The sequence below is a fragment of the Marinirhabdus gelatinilytica genome (assembly GCF_003353425.1).
GTDB classification, from domain to species: Bacteria; Bacteroidota; Bacteroidia; order Flavobacteriales; family Flavobacteriaceae; genus Marinirhabdus; species Marinirhabdus gelatinilytica.
Genome location: NZ_QRAO01000003.1, coordinates 262,191 through 281,687, shown reverse-complemented (window position 1 = coordinate 281,687; position 19,497 = coordinate 262,191). Strand labels below are relative to the sequence as shown.

At 42.6% G+C, this 19,497-nt stretch carries 15 protein-coding genes; 7 read left to right on the top strand and 8 right to left on the bottom strand.

Going from position 1 to position 19,497, the window contains the following annotated elements; translation table 11 throughout:
• Window positions 1-45: 45 nt before the first annotated feature.
• Complete coding sequence (clpB, locus tag C8D94_RS10320) at window positions 46-2,652, bottom strand: ATP-dependent chaperone ClpB (RefSeq protein ID WP_115123864.1); 2,607 nt, start codon at window positions 2,650-2,652, stop codon at window positions 46-48.
• 223 nt (window positions 2,653-2,875) lie between these two features.
• Here clpB and ytxJ point away from each other — a divergent pair, with 223 nt between their 5' ends.
• Window positions 2,876-3,274, top strand: coding sequence for a bacillithiol system redox-active protein YtxJ (gene ytxJ, locus C8D94_RS10315; protein ID WP_115123863.1), 399 nt, complete (start codon window positions 2,876-2,878; stop codon window positions 3,272-3,274).
• A gap of 5 nt (window positions 3,275-3,279) precedes the next feature.
• Here the strand turns inward: ytxJ and C8D94_RS10310 are convergent, their stop codons facing one another.
• Both C8D94_RS10310 and fahA read right to left on the bottom strand, forming a co-directional pair.
• Window positions 3,280-4,464 carry a hypothetical protein gene (locus C8D94_RS10310; protein WP_115123862.1) on the bottom strand — a complete coding sequence of 395 codons (1,185 nt, stop codon included), beginning with the start codon at window positions 4,462-4,464 and terminating at the stop codon, window positions 3,280-3,282.
• Between the two features lie 52 nt (window positions 4,465-4,516).
• Window positions 4,517-5,794 carry a fumarylacetoacetase gene (gene fahA / locus C8D94_RS10305; protein WP_115123861.1) on the bottom strand — a complete coding sequence of 426 codons (1,278 nt, stop codon included), beginning with the start codon at window positions 5,792-5,794 and terminating at the stop codon, window positions 4,517-4,519.
• 210 nt (window positions 5,795-6,004) lie between these two features.
• Here fahA and glyA point away from each other — a divergent pair, with 210 nt between their 5' ends.
• The 3 genes from glyA to C8D94_RS10290 all read left to right on the top strand — a co-directional run bounded on the left by glyA (window position 6,005) and on the right by C8D94_RS10290 (window position 9,596).
• The gene (glyA, locus tag C8D94_RS10300) at window positions 6,005-7,279 is read left to right on the top strand and encodes a serine hydroxymethyltransferase (protein WP_115123860.1); all 1,275 of its coding nucleotides are present in this window, start codon (window positions 6,005-6,007) and stop codon (window positions 7,277-7,279) included.
• A gap of 4 nt (window positions 7,280-7,283) precedes the next feature.
• Window positions 7,284-7,802 carry a GNAT family N-acetyltransferase gene (locus C8D94_RS10295; RefSeq protein ID WP_245946268.1) on the top strand — a complete coding sequence of 173 codons (519 nt, stop codon included), beginning with the start codon at window positions 7,284-7,286 and terminating at the stop codon, window positions 7,800-7,802.
• Between the two features lie 69 nt (window positions 7,803-7,871).
• Window positions 7,872-9,596 carry an FG-GAP-like repeat-containing protein gene (locus tag C8D94_RS10290; RefSeq protein WP_115123859.1) on the top strand — a complete coding sequence of 575 codons (1,725 nt, stop codon included), beginning with the start codon at window positions 7,872-7,874 and terminating at the stop codon, window positions 9,594-9,596.
• 3 nt (window positions 9,597-9,599) lie between these two features.
• On the opposite strand, the gene C8D94_RS10285 is transcribed toward C8D94_RS10290, so the two are convergent.
• Entirely contained in the window at window positions 9,600-11,003 is a 1,404-nt protein-coding gene (locus C8D94_RS10285) for a hypothetical protein (RefSeq protein WP_115123858.1), read from the bottom strand.
• A gap of 141 nt (window positions 11,004-11,144) precedes the next feature.
• Between C8D94_RS10285 and C8D94_RS10280 the strand changes: the two genes are divergently transcribed.
• Window positions 11,145-12,770 carry an ABC-F family ATP-binding cassette domain-containing protein gene (locus tag C8D94_RS10280; RefSeq protein ID WP_115123857.1) on the top strand — a complete coding sequence of 542 codons (1,626 nt, stop codon included), beginning with the start codon at window positions 11,145-11,147 and terminating at the stop codon, window positions 12,768-12,770.
• Window positions 12,771-12,862: 92 nt separating this feature from the next.
• On the opposite strand, the gene C8D94_RS10275 is transcribed toward C8D94_RS10280, so the two are convergent.
• Both C8D94_RS10275 and C8D94_RS10270 read right to left on the bottom strand, forming a co-directional pair.
• A complete protein-coding gene (locus tag C8D94_RS10275; RefSeq protein WP_115123856.1) occupies window positions 12,863-13,108 on the bottom strand; it encodes a putative signal transducing protein in 246 nt (81 codons plus the stop codon).
• Between the two features lie 9 nt (window positions 13,109-13,117).
• Window positions 13,118-13,837: a hypothetical protein gene (locus tag C8D94_RS10270; RefSeq protein WP_115123855.1), complete on the bottom strand. Its 720-nt coding sequence runs from the start codon at window positions 13,835-13,837 to the stop codon at window positions 13,118-13,120.
• 147 nt (window positions 13,838-13,984) lie between these two features.
• Here C8D94_RS10270 and C8D94_RS10265 point away from each other — a divergent pair, with 147 nt between their 5' ends.
• Window positions 13,985-14,536, top strand: coding sequence for a fasciclin domain-containing protein (locus tag C8D94_RS10265; protein WP_115123854.1), 552 nt, complete (start codon window positions 13,985-13,987; stop codon window positions 14,534-14,536).
• A 14-nt stretch (window positions 14,537-14,550) separates the two neighbouring features.
• Here C8D94_RS10265 and pheT read toward each other — a convergent pair whose 3' ends face one another.
• Window positions 14,551-16,977, bottom strand: a complete 2,427-nt coding sequence (gene pheT / locus C8D94_RS10260; protein WP_115123853.1) for a phenylalanine--tRNA ligase subunit beta — start codon at window positions 16,975-16,977, stop codon at window positions 14,551-14,553.
• Window positions 16,978-17,098: 121 nt separating this feature from the next.
• Here pheT and C8D94_RS10255 point away from each other — a divergent pair, with 121 nt between their 5' ends.
• Entirely contained in the window at window positions 17,099-18,361 is a 1,263-nt protein-coding gene (locus C8D94_RS10255) for a peroxiredoxin family protein (protein WP_115123852.1), read from the top strand.
• A 7-nt stretch (window positions 18,362-18,368) separates the two neighbouring features.
• On the opposite strand, the gene prfB is transcribed toward C8D94_RS10255, so the two are convergent.
• Window positions 18,369-19,476, bottom strand: a protein-coding gene (prfB, locus tag C8D94_RS10250; RefSeq protein WP_115123851.1) for a peptide chain release factor 2 whose coding sequence is annotated in 2 segments (ribosomal slippage) — window positions 18,369-19,412 and window positions 19,414-19,476 — 1,107 coding nt in all. Because the reading frame shifts where the segments join, the coding sequence is not laid out codon by codon here.
• Between the last annotated feature and the right edge of the window lie 21 nt (window positions 19,477-19,497).

The following is a 19,497-nucleotide window of genomic DNA, read 5'->3' as shown; positions in this document are numbered from 1 at the left end:
GGTTTTGTCGGGGTATCTTACTTCCCGGTAGGCAACCTCTCGCCTTTATTGTTCTGTAACCAGGTCTCCTTGGTTCCTGAAAACAAGCTCGTTGTTAAAACTGTCCAATAATATAATACTATCGGTAGTTATTTTACCGGACAAGATCTCTTTGGACAATTGGTTCAGCACTTCTTTCTGTATCACTCGTTTTACAGGGCGTGCCCCAAATTGCGGATCGAATCCTTTTTCCGAAAGATATGCAATGGCTTCTTCGGTAGCATCCAAGGTTATGTTCTGTTTAGACAACATTTTAGTAAGACCTTTCAATTGCAAGCCCACGATTTCCTTGATATCTGTTTTGTTCAGCGGGGTGAACATAATGATGTCGTCAATCCTGTTCAAGAATTCTGGACGTACCGATTGTTTCAACAATCCGAGCACTTCTACTTTAGCGGCTTCCATTGCAGTATCTGGATCTTTCACTGTTTCGAATTTCTCTTGGATGATATGGCTACCCATATTGCTGGTCATGATTATGATCGCATTCTTGAAATCGGCCGTTCTTCCTTTGTTATCGGTCAATCGTCCTTCATCCAATACCTGCAACAAGATATTGAAGGTATCTGGATGCGCCTTTTCAATCTCGTCCAATAACACTACCGAATAGGGCTTCCTGCGCACCGCCTCGGTTAACTGCCCGCCTTCGTCATACCCAACATATCCGGGGGGTGCTCCTACCAAACGGCTCACACTATGGCGTTCTTGGTACTCGCTCATATCGATACGGGTCATTGCGTTTTCATCGTCGAACAAATATTCGGCAAGTGCTTTTGCAAGTTCTGTTTTACCCACTCCCGTGGTTCCCAAGAATAGAAAGCTACCTATGGGCTTTTTCTGGTCCTGCAAGCCCGCACGACTACGGCGAATGGCATCGCTCACCGCTACAATGGCCTCCTCTTGTCCCACGACACGCTTATGGAGTTCTTTTTCCAAACGAAGCAACTTTTCTCGGTCACTCTGTAGCATCTTGGTCACGGGAATCCCGGTCCATTTAGCTACCACTTCGGCGATGTCCTCGTTGGTCACTTCCTCTTTTATCAAGGAGTGTTCGCTTTGGTTTTCGGCCAACTCACTTTCAAGTTTTGCCAATTGTTCCTGAGCCTCCTTGATTTTCCCGTAGCGTATCTCGGCTACTTTCCCAAAGTCCCCGTCACGTTCGGCACGTTCGGCTTCTAATTTGTAATCCTCGATTTCAGTTTTATACTGCTGAATAGTATCAACCACTTCTTTTTCGCTCTTCCACTTCGCATTCAGCTCGTTGCGTTCTTCCTTCAAATTAGCAAGATCGCTTCGTAGGCTTTTCAGTTTTGCTTCGTCCTTTTCGCGTTTTATGGCCTCAATCTCAATTTCCAACTGCATGATTTTTCTATCCAGCACGTCCAACTCTTCAGGCTTGGAGTTAATTTCCATTCGCAGTTTACTCGCTGCTTCGTCCATTAAATCAATAGCCTTATCCGGTAAGAAACGATTGGTGATGTAGCGCTGTGAGAGTTCTACTGCAGCAATAATGGCTTCATCTTTAATTCGCACCTTGTGGTGTGTTTCATACTTTTCCTTGATACCACGAAGGATAGAAATGGCGCTCTCGGTATCGGGTTCGTTTACCTGTACTTTCTGGAAACGACGCTCGAGGGCTTTATCCTTTTCAAAATACTTTTGATATTCATCCAATGTGGTAGCTCCAATGGCTCGTAACTCACCTCTTGCCAATGCTGGTTTTAGGATGTTTGCAGCGTCCATGGCTCCTTGTCCGCCACCCGCACCTACTAGCGTATGGATCTCATCTATAAAGAGTACGATATCACCATCGCTGCCCGTCACTTCTTTTATAACGGACTTGAGGCGTTCCTCGAACTCACCTTTGTACTTGGCGCCTGCGATAAGGGCGCCCATATCCAAGCTGTATATTTCCTTGCTCTTCAGGTTTTCGGGTATATCCCCATCAACAATACGGTGTGCAAGACCTTCGGCAATGGCGGTTTTTCCGGTACCTGGTTCACCCACTAACATAGGGTTGTTCTTGGTACGGCGTGAGAGAATTTGTAATATCCTTCTAATCTCTTCGTCACGACCAATCACAGGATCCAGCTTGCCATCGCGTGCCAACTGGTTGAGGTTCCGTGCATATTTGTTTAGGGAGTTGTACGTATCCTCGGCGCTCTGTGAGGTCACGCGGTCTCCCTTGCGCAAATCTTCAATAGCGCTCTTTAAACCTTTTTCTGAAACGCCCTGATCTTTTAGCGACTGGGCAATGGAGCTTTTTGATTTGAAAATGGCCAATACCAAATGCTCGATGGAAACATACTCATCGTTCATTTTTTTGGCGATAATGCTGGATTCGGTGAGCGTTTTATTTGCTTCCCTAGAAAGCATTATATCGCCTCCCGAAACTTTCGGTAAGCTCTCCAATTGTTTGTCGAGTACTTGTTGCAACAAGCCTACGTTTACATTCAGCTTTTTTAAGATGAATGGGGTCACATTCTCATCAACTTCAAAAATAGCCTTCATCAAGTGCTCATTCTCTATTTGTTGATGCCCTAAGCCTTGTGCCAGCTGTTGTGCTTGCTGTACGGCTTCTTGACTTTTTATAGTAAAATTGTTAAAATTCATAGTATTGTTTTGTGACTTTTGCCACTTATTTCCTTATTAGTTGTTGCGTATTTTCTTGTGTACAGCCACACTATTTCAAATACTGAACCACTATAAATTTACGCCATAATGGCGGTTAAACCATTGATTTTAACAGACATTATGACGGTTACTGAGCTTGTTATTATTTCTTTATGAAACTCTTGGAAGGATAAGTTGTATTTTTGCTGAAAAGTAAAATAGTATGGGACTGTTCGGTAAACTAAAGAAAACACAAAGAGATATTGCTAAAGAGGAAATTGTTGAAGTACCATGGCATGTACTTTCTGAAATACAACAAGTGGACGAGATTGAGGAGCAGTCCAAAACTACTCCTGTTGCCATTTTTAAGCACTCTACCAGCTGTGGTATTAGTAGGATGGTACTTCGGAATTTTGAAAAAGAGTACACCCTTACCGATGACCAAATGAAGCTCTATTATCTAGACCTAAAAGCGAACAGAGCAGTTTCTAACGAAGTGGCCCAACGCTTCCAGGTAATCCATGAAAGTCCACAAATAATTGTTGTGAAGAATGGCGCTACTGTAGCGCACGCTTCGCACCATAGTATACAGGCGGGGGACTTGGAGCAATTTGTAGCTTAAGTTACTTATCGCAGCTCATTATCGCTCAATATCTCCTTGAGCCTCCCTTTTATATCTTCTCCTGCATCCAATAACATTTGTGCATTGTTTGGGAAGGGAACAAAATCGTTGTTGAGCAATCGCTTATCTTCCCTGGTCAAGGCACGTTCGTCACCACGGAATTTGCCAAAGACATTCTCAAAGATAAATTCAGTGGATAGCGGGTGGGAATCTATGTTTCGACCACTTTGCAAATCCCTGTAAATTACATCTCCGCCTACCAAGATAGACTTGCTTTGCAAGGTGTGCGTAACACGGGCTGTTACCGTTTCAAAAACATCAATTTTAATAAATTTCCCATCTTCATCTTTAATTTTGTTGCCGTATCTGTCCAGCTTATACTTCCAGCCTGTTTTGATTTCTTTCTTTCTTCGGAATTCTTTATCTGAAATTCGTTCCGGCGAAAAGGCAATTTCCCTAAAGTTCAGCACAATTCCATAGTTATATTGAATGTCGCGCTGTCTTTCATTGTGGTACACCGTCCAAAAATCATCCAAATTGTAGGTGTTGAAATCCAGCAGTTCACGCTCCAGCCTTCTTGGGATGATCATATTGCTTCGGTTGTTCAATGTTACCAACACAAAATCGGTCCCGTAAAAATGTGCATCGTCCAATAACCGGTCTATGTCTTTATAGTTGGATTGCAACTGCTTCAGCTCACTCAAGATACTGTGTGCCTCACGAAAGTCCATAATGGTATTTCTGGCCATAAAATTTTTTGCTTCGGTATATAGCGAATTTGCAAAATTTGCTTTGGCCTGGGTAAGTTGCTGGTTGTAGTTTACCATTGGAAAATGGGCATTATACCCTGTCTCCACATTCTTTAATGGCAACAAAGGACGAATGGCCTCTTGGCGATTGTCCAACCTTTTATAAACATAGTATAGCTCTCTCAGTGCTTCCGGAGTGGCATTTCCTTGCAATGCAGAAATCCTTCGGTTATCTTGGGATACAGCTTTGGCATACGCTTCTTCCAGTAGTATGATGTGCTCTTTTATCTGTTCATCATATCTATCGTTGGAAATCTTTTTAACGGCAAGCTCGATTGCTTGGTCATAATTACCTTTCAGAAGGTATTTCTGGTTTCGTTTTACGCTATTACAACTTACAAAAGCAACTGCAAGAGCGAGTAAGAGTAGTGCTTTTTTCATAATGAAATAGTATTGGTTACCATTGTTAAAATTACAATTGGTATGCCAAAAACTATTCCTTGGCCGGAAGTACCTTTCCCGAACACTCTCCAAAACCAAGTCTAAGTCCATCCTTTTCGCAGTAACCACGCATAATAACGGTATCACCATCATTAATAAATTTACGCTCGCTACCGTCATTTAATTGTAGAGGTTTTGTCCCTTTCCAGGAAAGTTCCAGCATAGAGCCGTAGCTATCTTCGGTAGGGCCGGAGATAGTTCCGCTACCCATCATATCACCACTGCGTACGTTACAACCATTTACAGTGTGGTGGGTGAGTTGCTGTGCCATGGACCAGTACATATATTTAAAGTTGGAGTTGGCCACGACGGTCTCTTTACTGCCCTTGGGCTGTATGGCGGCTTGCAGGTGTATATCGAAGTTCTTTTTCCCTTTTTGTCGCAAATAGGGAAGTGGGGTTGGCTCTTGTTTGGGACCATCTACCCTAAAAGGCTCCAAGGCATCCAAGGTAACGATCCATGGTGAAATAGTAGAAGCAAAGCTTTTTCCTAAGAATGGTCCAAGGGGGACATATTCCCAAGCCTGTATATCACGTGCACTCCAATCGTTAAAGAGTACAAGGCCAAAAATGTTTTCTTCGGCATCCTCTATCTTTACGCGCTTGCCAAGGTCGTTGGTAGCTGTGGTGATAAAGGCCATTTCCAGTTCAAAATCCAACAACTTTGAGGGACCGAAGCCTGGTTTGCCATCGTCTCGCGGTTTGGTCTGGCCAATAGGACGGCGAATTGGGGTGCCCGAGGGCACAATTGAGGAGCTTCTCCCGTGGTACCCTATTGGGATGTGCAGCCAGTTGGGCAAAAGCGCATTCTCTGGATCGCGGAAGAGTGACCCCACATTGGTTGCGTGTTCTTTGCTGGCGTAAAAATCGGTATAATCGCCCACGTCCACAGGCAGCTGCATTTCAATTTCGTCCAAACGGAACAACACTTCCTTGCAGTGATCCTTGTTTTTTCTCAGCTCATCGTTACCGTCCAGGAACAGGTCGCTAATTCGGTTTCGAACCAAGCGCCATGTTTTTCTTCCATCGGCTATAAAATCGTTCAGCGTGTCCTGTAAAAATATATCGTCGGTTAGGTCAATTCCTTTAAAGTAGCCCAACTGGTGCAGTGCGCCCAGATCTATGGCGGTCTCACCAATACGGGTTCCTATGGTAATAATATCGTCACGTGTCAAGAATACACCAAAGGGGATATTCTGTATGGGGAAGTCGCTGTTTTTGGGTACGTGCAACCAAGATTTTCTTTTTGGGTCGTTAGCGGTTAAAGGCATGTTGAGAATTTTATTTGTTAGCAATTTTGTTGAATCAAATATATAATTTCTGGACAACTAACCACAAGCATTTTGTATTTTTGGTACTTCGATTCGGTTTTTTAAGTTTTCCTTAACGGAAGTGCTGAAAATTCAATCGGCATACCCTATTTCAGTATTATTTTTTACTGAAATTTTTTATCATAAATCAGTCATTACTAAAATTTATTTATGCAACGAGACCAACAGATATTCGATCTTATTGAAGCAGAGAAGCAACGCCAACTGAACGGGCTGGAATTGATCGCTTCCGAAAATTTTGTTAGCGAACAAGTGATGGAAGCAGCAGGCTCTGTCCTAACCAATAAGTACGCAGAAGGCTATCCCGGAAAACGTTATTACGGAGGTTGTGAGGTAGTGGACCAAGTAGAGCAATTGGCCATAGACCGCGCCAAGACCCTTTTTGGTGCCGAATATGTAAACGTGCAGCCCCACAGTGGCTCTCAGGCAAACACGGCGGTTTTTGCAGCCTGCCTAAAACCTGGGGACACGTTTTTGGGCTTCGATCTGGCACACGGGGGGCACCTAACGCACGGTTCTCCCGTAAATTTTAGTGGTAGGTTGTACAACCCTGTCTTTTATGGAGTTGATGCCGAAACGGGCTTTATAGATATGGATCACGTTCGTGAAACAGCTAAAAAGGAACAACCCAAAATGATTATTGCTGGGGCTTCGGCGTATTCGCGGGAGATAGATTATAAAGCATTCCGTGAGATTGCCAACGAGGTAGGAGCCATCTTAATGGCCGATATTGCCCATCCCGCCGGCCTCATAGCCAAAGGAATTATAAGCGATCCCATCCCACATTGTCACGTGGTTACCACCACCACGCACAAAACCTTGCGTGGCCCTCGAGGCGGAATGATCTTGATGGGGAAGGACTTTGAGAACCCCTTTGGTATTAAACTGAAAAATGGAAACCTGCGCAACATGTCCTCGCTTTTGGACAGTGGCATATTTCCTGGGAACCAAGGCGGACCTTTGGAGCATATCATTGCGGCTAAAGCAATAGCCTTTGGCGAAGCATTGGCCGATGAGTTCTTGCACTATATGGTACAAGTAAAGAAAAATGCAGCCGTAATGGCCAATGCGTTTGTGGCAAAAGAGTATAAAATAATTAGCGGCGGAACCGATAACCACATGATGCTCATTGATCTAAGGAACAAAAACATAACCGGCAAACAAGCCGAGGAAGCCCTGGGCAAAGCCGAAATTACCGTAAACAAAAATATGGTGCCTTTTGATGATAAGTCGCCATTTGTGACCAGCGGAATACGCATAGGGACTGCAGCAGTGACCACCCGCGGACTGAAAGAAACTGATATGCAGCAAATAGTAGATTTGATAGACGAAGCGATCAGCAATTTTGAGGATGAAGCTACGCTGGAAAAGGTTGCCAGAAAAGTAAATGGGATGATGGCGGGATTGCCTTTGTTCAAAGCTTAAGTATTTGAATATTCAACCTCTTAAAACCGAGCGTCTAGTACTTCGAAAAATTGAAGTGACAGACGCTCCTTTCTTTTTTGAACTCTTCAACAGTGAGGGATGGCTTCGGTATATCGGTAACCGAAACATACAAACCGTAGCCGACGCCGAAAAACAAATTACTAAAAAGTATATTCCCAGCTATACTACAAATGGGTATGGGTCGTATCTGGTGATAGAAAAAGCTACACAATTGCCCATAGGAACCTGTGGTATCTATAAGAGGGACAATCTGGAGTATCCAGATATTGGCTTTGCTTTTTTACCAGATTTTACAGGAAAAGGCTTTGGTTTTGAAGCTGCTTTTAAGGTACTACATCATTCTAAGACTGTCCTGAAGATAGATACCATTTATGCTTTTACGGTGAAAGAAAATACTGCATCCATTGGTTTATTGAAAAAGTTGGGTCTGCAGTGTATTGATACGTATGTCTTCCCCGGGGAAACAGAAAAACTATTATTGTTCTCAACTTCAAAAGCTTAAACTTTCGGCAATAATTTCAGAATTCAGATTAAATCGTATATTTAACATTGTTTTAACAACAATGCTATTATGAAAAAGTCTTTCCTCCTGTTATTCTCGCTAGTGGCTTCCACTACCTTATTAAGTCAAATAAATTTTTTGGAACAGGCTTCAAACCTGGGATGCGGCACTATGAGCTATGGCGATGGTTTCTTGGGAGGAGGTATTTCTTTTTTCGACTACAATAGTGACGGTTGGGACGACATCACGGTTTCCTCGGAAGAGGGGCAACCCGTACGTTTCTTTAAAAATAATGGAGGGATTTTCTTTGAGGAAACCTTCAATATAAACGATGCCCTATACGAAACAAAAACGGTACAGTGGGTAGATTTTGATAACGATGCAGATTACGACCTATTCGTAACCAGTAACATAGAGGGTAACAAACTATATGAAAATGACGGTTCGCTCCAGTTTACGGATATAACCACTAGTGCAGGACTTGTCACGACGGATCACAGGACCTTTGGCGCTTCTTGGGGAGACTACAACAAGGATGGTTTTTTAGATCTTTTCATCAACTCGCGTCATTATGATAACGCAGAAATGCCAAATATTCTCTACAAGAACAATGGCGATGGTACCTTCACCAATGTAAACGCTACCACGGGAATTCCGGACCTAAATTACTTTTCATTCTGTGCGGCCTTTTTTGATTATAATAATGACGGCTGGCAAGACATTTACATCGCCAACGATAGAGATCCAGAAAACCTGCTCTATAAAAACAATGGAGATGGTACCTTCACCGAAGTAGGAGCTGTAACAGGCACCAACGTTTCCATAAATGCCATGAGCACTACTATTGGGGATTATGACCATGATGGTTTTCAGGATATCTACGTTACCAACACTATTGAGGGGAATGTTTTTTACAAGAACAATGGCGATGGTACTTTTACCGATATTGCCGCAAGCAACGGAACTTTATTCGAGTCGGTTGGTTGGGGAGCCGTGTTTTTGGATGCTGATAATGATACAGATCTAGACTTGTACGTAAGCGGGCAGTTGGATGGTGACGCGGGGCTGTTGCCCTCAGCTTTTTATGAAAACGCAGGGTCGGGAATGTATACTATTCCCACAAACGCAGGCTTTGATGACGATACGGCACAAAGCTTCGGAAATGCCATAGGCGATATAAATAATGATGGACTACCGGATATTACGGTCCTTAATTACGAACCCGATGCCATTTATGTTTGGGAAAACACCAATACCCAGAACCACAATTGGCTAAAGGTAAAACTGCAAGGCACGGAAAGTAACAGACAGGGAATAGGAAGTACCATAGAAATTTCGGTAAACGGCCAAAAACAATACCAGTACACGATGCTTGGCGAAGGATATTTGGGACAAAACTCTTCGTATGAATTCTTCGGGATTGGTGCTGCAACTAGCGTAGACTATGTGAAAATACACTGGTTGAGCGGGATCGTAGATTATATTGAAAACCCAGCCATTAACACTCACCATACCTATATTGAAGGCGAAAACATATTGGGGACCCAAGAATTTTCAAATGAAGAAATACATATTTTTCCTAACCCTGCTTCAGAGACCGTTACCATAACATTTCCTGAAGTGCTTGCGGGAAGCATGATTACTCTTCGGGATATAACGGGTAGAACCATGTTTCAAGAAAAGAATGCTTCAGTTTTGACCCAACTTGAAGTAGGTCATCTCAGTAACGGCATATATATGGTGAGCATTGAAAATGGTGAAACAAAACTTTCAGAAAAAATAATAGTAGAGTAGTGGCTATTGGTTAAGGTAGGCGAGCAATTGCTCCTCAATTTCGGTCCTGAAGAGATTTGTATTGCTCTCAAGAATTATCCCTTGCTCATCTACAATAACTGCTTTAAAGTGCGAATTGAGCACTAAGCTGGTCTCCGCCTTTTGTATATCGTTTATCTGGAACTCATTGTCCAGAGAATATCCAGAGCCTTTCACGGTCTTGAGCCACTTTTTATAATGTGTATCGGTATTTATACCGATAAAACGGTACTCTGGAAATTTTGAGGATAACTCCGCAGCCTTGGAATGTATGTCCTTGTAGTGCTTTACAGACTCTAGTGACCAAAAATATAATACAGACTTTTTGTCTATGATTTCCGGTAATTCAACAGTTTCATTTTCGGTATTTACCAGGGCAACGTTGGGGACATTTTGGCCTGGCGTTAGCTTCATGGTCGCTTGGGCAAGGGCTTCAATTTGTGCAATATTCTCAGGGCTTTTTAAGACATTCTTGGCGAGCGCAACCATTTTTTCCTCGTTGGTAACCTCCTTTGCCGAAAGCAAATAACGCCTCGTGTTTCTTTTTACCAGTCTTTCTTTGATGAACTCGTTGGAAAGTAGACTGTCCATCATCTCAATTTTATTATAAATATGGGTATAGCTCCTATTGTCCATAACTTCAGAATCCTGAGAACTGCTATACACTAAATTGCTGAAATAGGCATCCAGAAACCTTATTCGCGAGTAGTGGTCCTGTAGTTGGGTGCCATCCAGGTCTATATGCTCTCGGTAGTTGTAAAAATCTTTTGGAAAAACGGTTTCAGAGACACGGTCTTTACTTTTGTGCAGAACCGAGGTGTAAAATTCCTTTTTTATATATTTATTGTAGCTCAAGATTCTCTCTGCGACCTCCCTGAATTGTTTGTTGGGTTTGTGCATTGCAATGAACTTTTTCAATTTTGTCTGGTTCAAGCTAGAAATTGAATCCAATTTTTGCTGAAACTCATCAGGAGGTAGCATAAAAAAGTTGGATAGGGTCTTGGAATCTTCTTCATTATCAAGAAAGATATTTATCAGAAAATTATTTTCCTTGTCCCCAGTTCCTGAAAAGTGTAGCGATTCATCAAACTCCAATGTATTCAACCGAAGCATAAGACTATCGCTGGGCGTTAGGTAAAACCATTGCAGCTCGTTGTGATGGAAGGTGTAGAGCCCTTCTTCGGCATTTTCAAATTTGTACAAGAAGGTATTGTCCTCAGCAAGTGTAACGGTATCCAGGACAGTATCGTCCTTATAGATAATGACTGTTCGCATCCTTGGGTTCACAATTTCACCGCCAAGGTACGTTTCGTCACTTTTTCTGTTATCACCGTTGTTACATGATGCTACAAGAACACTAATGAAAAGTAGTAATAGTCTATTACCCATATATAGTTTGGTTGTGCAACAAAAATATGCTTACCTCATTGTGCATTTTGTTAATTGCAGGTTAAAAGGAATTTATAAACGTTAATGTTTCTTCAATCTAGGGTATTTGGTTAATTTTGCGCCCAATTAAAGAAATAAACCATGTTATCAGTTTCAAACCTATCGGTACAGTTTGGCAAACGCGTTTTGTTTGACGATGTAAACACACAATTTGTAACGGGCAACTGTTACGGAATTATAGGTGCCAATGGTGCCGGAAAATCTACGTTTTTAAAGATATTGGCAGGAAAACAAGAGCCTACCTCTGGACAAGTACATCTTGAATCTGGTAAGCGGATGTCCGTGCTGGAGCAAAACCACAATGCATACGACGACTACCCAGTTTTGGAAACCGTGTTGCGTGGTAACAAAGAGCTGTTCGCCATTAAATCTGAAATAGATAAGCTCTACGAAGACTATACCGATGAGAACGCCGAGCGTATAGGCGAACTACAGGTTACCTTCGAGGAAATGAACGGCTGGAATGCCGATAGTGATGCAGCGGCCCTACTTTCCAACCTTGGTATCGCACCAGAACTACACTATAGTTTAATGAGCGATTTGGACGGTAAGCAAAAAGTACGTGTGCTCTTGGCGCAGGCACTTTTTGGCAATCCCGACGTTCTCATTATGGACGAGCCCACAAACGACCTTGATTACGAAACCATTACGTGGTTGGAAAATTTCTTGGCAAATTACGATAACTGTGTAGTCGTGGTATCTCACGACCGTCACTTTTTGGACAGTGTATGTACGCACATTAGCGATATTGACTTTGGGAAAATAAACCATTTTAGCGGGAACTACACCTTTTGGTACGAGAGTAGCCAATTGGCGGCCAGACAACGTGCCCAGCAAAACAAGAAAGCCGAGGAGAAGAAAAAGGAATTGGAGGAATTCATCAGAAGATTCTCTGCAAACGTGGCAAAGAGCAAGCAGGCCACCAGTAGAAAGAAAATGATAGATAAGCTGAATGTTTCCGATATAAAACCTTCCAGCCGTAGATACCCCGCCATTATTTTTGAACGTGAACGTGAAGCGGGAGACCAGATCCTAAATGTTGAAAACCTTGAAGCTACGTTAGATGGGGAGGTGCTTTTCAGCAATGTAGATATAAACCTTGCCAAGGGGGACAAAGTTGTGCTTTTTAGTCGCGATTCGCGTGCTACCACAGCTTTCTACGAGATCGTGAATGATAATAAAAAAGCAGATAAAGGAAACTATTCATGGGGAGTAACCACTAACCAGAGCTACTTACCGTTGGACAACAGCGAATTTTTTAAAGATGAAAATGGAGACGATACCTTGGTAGATTGGTTACGCCAATATGCCAAGACCGAAGAAGAACGTGAAGAAGTTTATATTCGCGGATTTTTAGGAAAAATGCTCTTTAGCGGCGAGGAAGCCCTCAAAAAGAGCAATGTACTCTCTGGGGGTGAAAAAGTACGCTGTATGTTAAGCCGAATGATGCTTATGCGCGCCAACGTAGTGATGCTGGATGAGCCCACAAACCACTTGGATTTGGAGTCTATCACAGCCTTCAATAACTCTTTGAAAAATTTTAAAGGTACCGTGATCTTTACCACCCATGACCACGAATTTGCACAAACCGTTGGTAACCGCGTGATAGAGCTTACACCAAAAGGCGTGATAGACCGCTATACCACCTTCGATGAGTACATGGGAGACAAAAAGATAAAGGAGCTTCGGGAGAAGATGTATTCTTAGTCGTTAGTTGGTACACGGTAGGACGTAGCTAAAGCTACTGCTAGGTTCGGGCTGCTTTCGCTCGACTCTTAATACGGTAATTTACAAATTAATTACTTTTCACCGATTTCTTTCAAAAACCCGTCAATTGTGGTTTGTGCTGTGGCTAGTTCATCTTTTCGTATAAAAACACGTACCTGCCCCGGGACCCCTATGGCAAAACCACTGGTAATGCCGCTAGCATGGTCATCCTTTATAATGGGCTCAATACCCAGTTCATTCAAGCGGGCGCGTAGTCCTTGGGCGATCATAGCGGGGCCTGTATATATTCTCGTGGTTTCTTCGGTGTTTTCGCTCATAGCTTTGGTTTAGGCGTTATAATATTTACTGTTCCAAATAGCGTTGTTGAAGTTTTTTCCCTTGGCAAAACCATAAAACAGTACAATACCACCCACACTCTTGAACATAAACAAAAACATGAGCAAGTATTCTTGGTTGGTCACTTCGCCATGGGTAAATAGATGTAGCGGCGTAATAGCTGTGAGTAAAATACTTAGTACAAACACTGTAAAAACTAAATTCTCAAAACATTTATACGGCCACATCAACCATTTTCGCAGTGGGTGCAAATCGTTACCCCATTTGTGTATCAAGTAAAAATAATCATTTCCCAAAGGAAGGAAAAGTAGGGGGTCGTCAGCATTTTCAAGTTTCAATAATTTTGCTGGAGCTACAATTTTAAAGGAGTTGAACGTACTGTCATGCTCTTTTTCCAGTTGCCTGATTTTTGAGATGGCTTCTTCTGGAATTTCTTTTTTAAAAAAATGCGAATCCAAGAAACGCAACCTGTATTCCACACAAATTTTTTTGATATCGGTGATATGAAACACATTGCTCGCTTCTAGCAGGTCTGTATTAAAACGAGTTTCAGCAGCATCAATTTTTGTTTGTAAACGTTGTTTGATCTGGGCTCTTTCAATTTCGTTTTGCCGAAATATCGCCTCAACCTCGGTAAGGATGTCTTCCGAAGCGATACGCTTGTCCCTTACTCTGTGCAACTTTTTTTCAAGATTTGTTTTGGGTAGCATGACACTTTTTCCTTTAAAAATAACAAACGTTTTACTGTAACACAATATTTTAACACATTGTAAGTGAAGTAAATCAATATTGGTGTGTTATTTGCGTTATAACCACTAAGGTCAATTTATGTACCTTTACACTATAAATAATGTATTATGAAACTAAAATCACTACTAGTGGTAGCCCTGTTGGGAGTATTTACCGCCACTGCCCAAAAATATACCAACACCCAAATGCAGAACACGACCAAAGAATGGAAAGGGCTTACTTTTTCTTCTGAAAAATCTATTTTCCAGAATATCGGAAATACCGATGCCTTTAGCAAAGCCGCTCCTTTGTTGAAAGAAGGTGTTATTGCCGAAGACGCCATGCTCACGGCATTTGTGATGGTAAACAGTTCGTTTGACAAGTTTTCAAAAGATGAGGAAGAAGAATTTTTTACCAATCTGCAAAAAAGCTTTATCACGTATTACTTTATCCCTGGCCGTGTAGATGGTAATGCACTCCAAAAAGCGGTTGCCAACGGAAATGGAGTAGCGTATTTCGACACGGTTTTAGGGCAACGTTTAGGCGTTAAAGAAGTAAAAGGAAATCTCGTCCTGTTCGATGCCAAAGGAAATACAGCAAAAATTATAGGACAAGATTACTACCATAAAAATGGTTTCTTCCACATTATAGATGGACTATTGCTGCCCGGTACCAAGTAGTGATCAATAAAAAATTATCGCAATTCTGCTCCAAAATCGGTTTCAAAACGGTTTTGGAGTTTTTTCATGATTTTGTCTATCTGTTTGTCGGTAAGGGTTTTTCGTTCGTCTAGCAATGTAAAGCTCATCGCGTACGATTTCTTTCCTTGCGGAAGGTTCTTGCCCGTATAAACGTCAAAAAGATTTACGTCTTTTAGCAGTTGTTTCTCGGTAGCAAACGCAGCATCCTGCAATGCTGAAAATGAAACCGTTTCGTCCAGTAGCAGGGCAAAGTCCCGCTTCACCTTTGGAAATTTAGGAATAGGGGTAACGTGAAAACTTTCTGAAGATATTTCTTCCAAGATGGCATCCCAATTAAAATTGGCATACATGGTTTTGGCCTCCACATCAAAAGCTTTGAGTACTTGTTTTTTTAGTATCCCCAGTTCTACCAGGGTCTTTTTGTTTTTTGAGATGGAAATTCCTTCTGCAAGAACATCTGTCTTTGCTTGTTTTTCAAAGGTTTCATTTATTCCCAATCGCTCTAAAATAGAGGTCACCACGCCTTTCAAATAGAAAAAGGTGGTGGGTTTTTGGGGCGTTGCCCAGCTTTCTTCGGTAACATTTCCGGACACCAATAACGAGAGGTGCTTGTGCTCCTCCCTTCCGTTGGGATAGTTATGGTATGTTTTTCCAAACTCAAAAAACTTAACGTGTGGCATCTTTCGGTTTTGGTTGTAGCTCAAGGCCTCCAAAGCCCCAAAGAGCATACTCTGCCGCATTGCCGAAAGCTCGTTGCTCAAAGGATTGAGCATTGTTACGTTGTGGTCTTCCTTTAAATTTTCAGAAAGCTGCACATAGCTTGGATTGGTTAGGGAGTTTGCCAACATTTCGTGAAAACCCAGAGCGGTAAGTAGCATACTTACTTTTTGCTGTACCACATAATCTTCAACTTTTCCGTTTGTAGCTATGCTTGCGTTCAGTTTTTCAGAAAAATCTATGTTGTTGTAACCGTATACACGTAGTATTTCTTCAATAACATCGGCCTCACGGGTAACATCGTTACGGTAGGCTGGGATGGTCATTCCCAAGCCGGCTTCGGTAACATTGTTTATTTTTATTTCGAGGGAAGATAGAATATCCTTTATGGTCTCACGCGGGATCTCCTGCCCTATAAGCTTTGTGGTATTATCAAAACTGAGAAATACTTGGTGGTCTTCAATTTTATTGGGGTAAATATCGGTTACTTCGCTGGTTATCTCGCCACCTGTAATTTCTTGGATAAGTACGGCTGCTCGCAGCAATGCATATTCGCAACTATTGGGATCTATTCCACGTTCAAAACGGAATGAGGCATCTGTGTTCAAGCCATGGCGTTTTGCAGTTTTCCGGACACTTACGGGGTTAAAGTAAGCACTTTCAAGAAAAATACTCGTGGTACTCTCTGTCACGCCACTGTACTCACCACCAAAAACACCTGCAATACACATGGGCTTTTCGGCATCGCAAATCATAAGGTCTTCTTCGTGGAGTTCACGTTCTACACCATCCAGTGTAGTAAACTTGGTGCCTGCTGGAAGTGTTTTAACTTCAATTTTACTATCGGTAATTTTTGCGGCATCAAAGGCGTGTAGCGGTTGTCCCAGTTCGTGCAATACATAGTTGGTTGCATCTACCACATTATTGATGGGGGCTAATCCTATTGCCTTCAATCTATTTTGTAACCAAGCTGGAGACGCTTCTACTTTAAGTCCGCTAAGGGTTACGCCACAGTAACGTGGTGCTTTTTCGGTATCCTCAACTGCTACGTCAATCTTTAGGGTACGGTTGTCTATGTGGAAATTACTGGTGGAAGGCGTTATAAACTCGATAGAAATATCTTGCTGCAACAACCCAGCACGGAGGTCGCGTGCTACGCCCCAATGGCTCATAGCATCGGCACGGTTGGGGGTGAGGCCAATTTCAAAAACGGTGTCGTTCTCAACCTCAAAAATTTCGGAACACGGAGTTCCGGGTTTCAAATTTTTGTCAAGAACCATAATGCCGTCATGGCTCTGTCCCAGACCTAATTCGTCTTCGGCACAAATCATACCCATGCTCACTTCACCTCTAATTTTTCCTTTCTTTATTTTCCAAGGGTTTCCATCATCATCGTATAGAGTAGTTCCTATGGTTGCTACAGGTACTTTTTGGTCTTTTGCAACATTGGGAGCGCCACATACGATCTGAACTGGCTCAGCATTTCCAAGATCTACAGTGGTAAGTTTAAGTCGGTCTGCATTAGGGTGTTGCTCGCACGATACAACGTGGCCCACAACCACACCTTCCAGTCCGCCAGGAATAGAGGTAAAGGGGGTAATTCCTTCAATTTCCAGCCCAAGGTCTGTAAGTAGTTCGCCGGTTTTTTCGGCATCCCAGTCCAGATTCACAAATTGTTTTAGCCAGTTGTACGATATCTTCATCCTAAAAATTTCTTAACGAACCGCAAAGATAGCATTTATACCATTTTTTGTGAGTACTTTTATAATGAATTCAAGTTGTGTTTTTGAAAAAATACACATTACAACCTAAAACACTTTACCCATGTTTCAACATTCCTTTTATAAGAATTTACTTTTTGCAAGCATTGTAGTATTGCTGTTTTCCTGTAACAGGAAATTGGACAAACCAAAGCAAGGTGAGTGGCGTGCCACGATGGAGACCATGGATGGCAAACAACTTCCTTTTCTGTTTACATTTACTGAAGGTCTTACCATGACCGTTTCCAATGCTACCGAAGAAGTGATTTTTGATGATGTGACGCTACGAGAAGACTCTATTATAATTGCACACCCTATATACGAAGGTGTTTTTAAGGGTGTCTTTACACCCGATAGCATAACAGGACTTTTTATAAAACCTAGTCTGAACAGGGAAATGCCTTTTGTGATGAAACAAGGGAGAAAAGAACGATTTGCCGTTAGCGCGGCTCCAAAGGCAACAGTAACCGGGAACTGGGAAACCGTTTTTAGCCCTAACAAGCCTGCAGATAGATACATTGCCAAAGGAATTTTTGAACAAAAGGGCCATAAGGTAACCGGAACTTTTAGAACAACTACTGGAGACTACCGCTACTTGGACGGCGCGGTTGAAAATGATACGCTACGGCTCTCTACTTTCGATGGTGCCCACGCTTTTCTTTTCGAAGCCAAAGTACAGGGTGATAGCCTGATGGCAGGCGTGTTTTACTCTGGAAACCATTGGAAAGAACCTTTTACCGCTCGTAAAAATGATGCCTACGAGCTCCCTAGGGCAGACTCACTCACTTTTTTGCGGGACGGGTATGAGAAGCTGGAGTTTACCTTCCCAAATACCAAGGGGAAAGAGATATCGTTGAGCGATAACCGATTTAAAGATAAAGTTGTAATCGTCCAGGTAATGGGAACCTGGTGCCCCAATTGCTTGGATGAGACCCGCTACCTTACTGAATATTACAACGATACTAAAAATGAAAACCTAGAAATTGTAGCACTCGCTTTTGAATACGCTCCTACAAAGGAAAAAGCGATGGCGGCCATATATCGTTTGAAAGAAAAAGTAGGCGTGCCATATCCCATGCTTTTGGCCCAATATGGCAGCAGTGATAAAGGAAAAGCCAACCAAAAACTACCCATGCTCAACCATGTACTTAGTTATCCTACCACTATTTTTATAGACAAAGCGGGTAACGTACGTAAGATACATACAGGCTTTAACGGTCCAGCCACGGGCAAAAATTATGATGCTTTCGTCAAGGAATTTGAGCGCTATGTTGAAATGTTGCTGGAAGAAGACCTGTCAGGCACAACATCTGAAAGCGAGGAATAATCGAAAATTACAACTCATCACTTTTTTCGCCTTGCCCGGTCATCATTAAATATGCTTTTAAAAACTCATCGATAGCGCCATCCAGCACTGCATCTGTATTACCGGTTTCGTGCTGGGTTCGCACATCTTTTACCAGTTTGTAGGGGTGTAGCACGTAATTGCGTATCTGGCTTCCCCATTCAATTGCCATTTTGTTGCCTTCAATCTCTGCACGTTTTTCCTGTTGTTTGCGCAGTTCAATCTCATAGAGTTGCGATTTTAGCATTTGCATCGCTTTTTCGCGGTTTTCCAATTGGCTGCGCGTTTCAGAATTATGAATTACGATGCCCGAAGGATGGTGCGTTAAAATAGCCTTTGTCTCTACCTTGTTCACGTTCTGGCCGCCGGCACCGGAGCTTCGTGCGAAATCCCACGAAATATCAGCTGGGTTTATGTCTATTTCAATGGTGTCATCGGCCAACGGATACACATAAACGCTAGCAAAACTGGTATGGCGCTTGGCGTTACTGTCAAAAGGAGAAATACGCACCAGGCGATGCACACCGTTTTCACCTTTAAGCCAGCCAAAGGCAAAGTCGCCCTCTAGCTCCAAGGTCACAGTTTTTATACCCGCAACATCCCCTTCCTGGTAGTTCAGTTCCTTTACTTTAAAGCCATTCTTTTCGGCCCACATCAAATACATACGCATAAGCATCTGTGCCCAATCGCAGCTTTCGGTACCTCCAGCACCAGCGGTTATTTGCAGCACTGCAGAGAGGTCGTCCCCTTCATCGCTCAGCATGTTCCTGAACTCAAGCGCTTCAACAGCCTCAAGCGCTTTTCCGTAGCGTATCTCCACGTTTTCGGCCTCACCTTCGCCTTCTTTGAAAAATTCGTAGATAACCTCGGTATCATCGGTCAATGCCACGGCAGTTTCATAGTCCTCAACCCACTTTTTCTTGTTGCGGAGGGTTTTCATAAAAGCTTCAGCTTCCTGTGGATTGTTCCAAAAATTGGGGTCGAATGTTTTTTCTTCTTCGTTCTGTATCTCGATGCGCTTTCCGGCTACGTCAAAGATATTGCCTTAACGCTTCCAGGCGGTCGCGAAGGTCTTGGAGTTGGTCGTTTGTAATCATATATTTTCTGCGAAGGTAGAA

Coding starts and splice junctions, on each gene's coding strand:
- clpB (WP_115123864.1), bottom strand. CDS start 2,652: ATGAATTTTAACAATTTTACTATAAAAAGTCAAGAAGCCGTACAGCAA.
- ytxJ (WP_115123863.1), top strand. CDS start 2,876: ATGGGACTGTTCGGTAAACTAAAGAAAACACAAAGAGATATTGCTAAA.
- C8D94_RS10310 (WP_115123862.1), bottom strand. CDS start 4,464: ATGAAAAAAGCACTACTCTTACTCGCTCTTGCAGTTGCTTTTGTAAGT.
- fahA (WP_115123861.1), bottom strand. CDS start 5,794: ATGCCTTTAACCGCTAACGACCCAAAAAGAAAATCTTGGTTGCACGTA.
- glyA (WP_115123860.1), top strand. CDS start 6,005: ATGCAACGAGACCAACAGATATTCGATCTTATTGAAGCAGAGAAGCAA.
- C8D94_RS10290 (WP_115123859.1), top strand. CDS start 7,872: ATGAAAAAGTCTTTCCTCCTGTTATTCTCGCTAGTGGCTTCCACTACC.
- C8D94_RS10285 (WP_115123858.1), bottom strand. CDS start 11,003: ATGGGTAATAGACTATTACTACTTTTCATTAGTGTTCTTGTAGCATCA.
- C8D94_RS10280 (WP_115123857.1), top strand. CDS start 11,145: ATGTTATCAGTTTCAAACCTATCGGTACAGTTTGGCAAACGCGTTTTG.
- C8D94_RS10275 (WP_115123856.1), bottom strand. CDS start 13,108: ATGAGCGAAAACACCGAAGAAACCACGAGAATATATACAGGCCCCGCT.
- C8D94_RS10270 (WP_115123855.1), bottom strand. CDS start 13,837: ATGCTACCCAAAACAAATCTTGAAAAAAAGTTGCACAGAGTAAGGGAC.
- C8D94_RS10265 (WP_115123854.1), top strand. CDS start 13,985: ATGAAACTAAAATCACTACTAGTGGTAGCCCTGTTGGGAGTATTTACC.
- pheT (WP_115123853.1), bottom strand. CDS start 16,977: ATGAAGATATCGTACAACTGGCTAAAACAATTTGTGAATCTGGACTGG.
- C8D94_RS10255 (WP_115123852.1), top strand. CDS start 17,099: ATGTTTCAACATTCCTTTTATAAGAATTTACTTTTTGCAAGCATTGTA.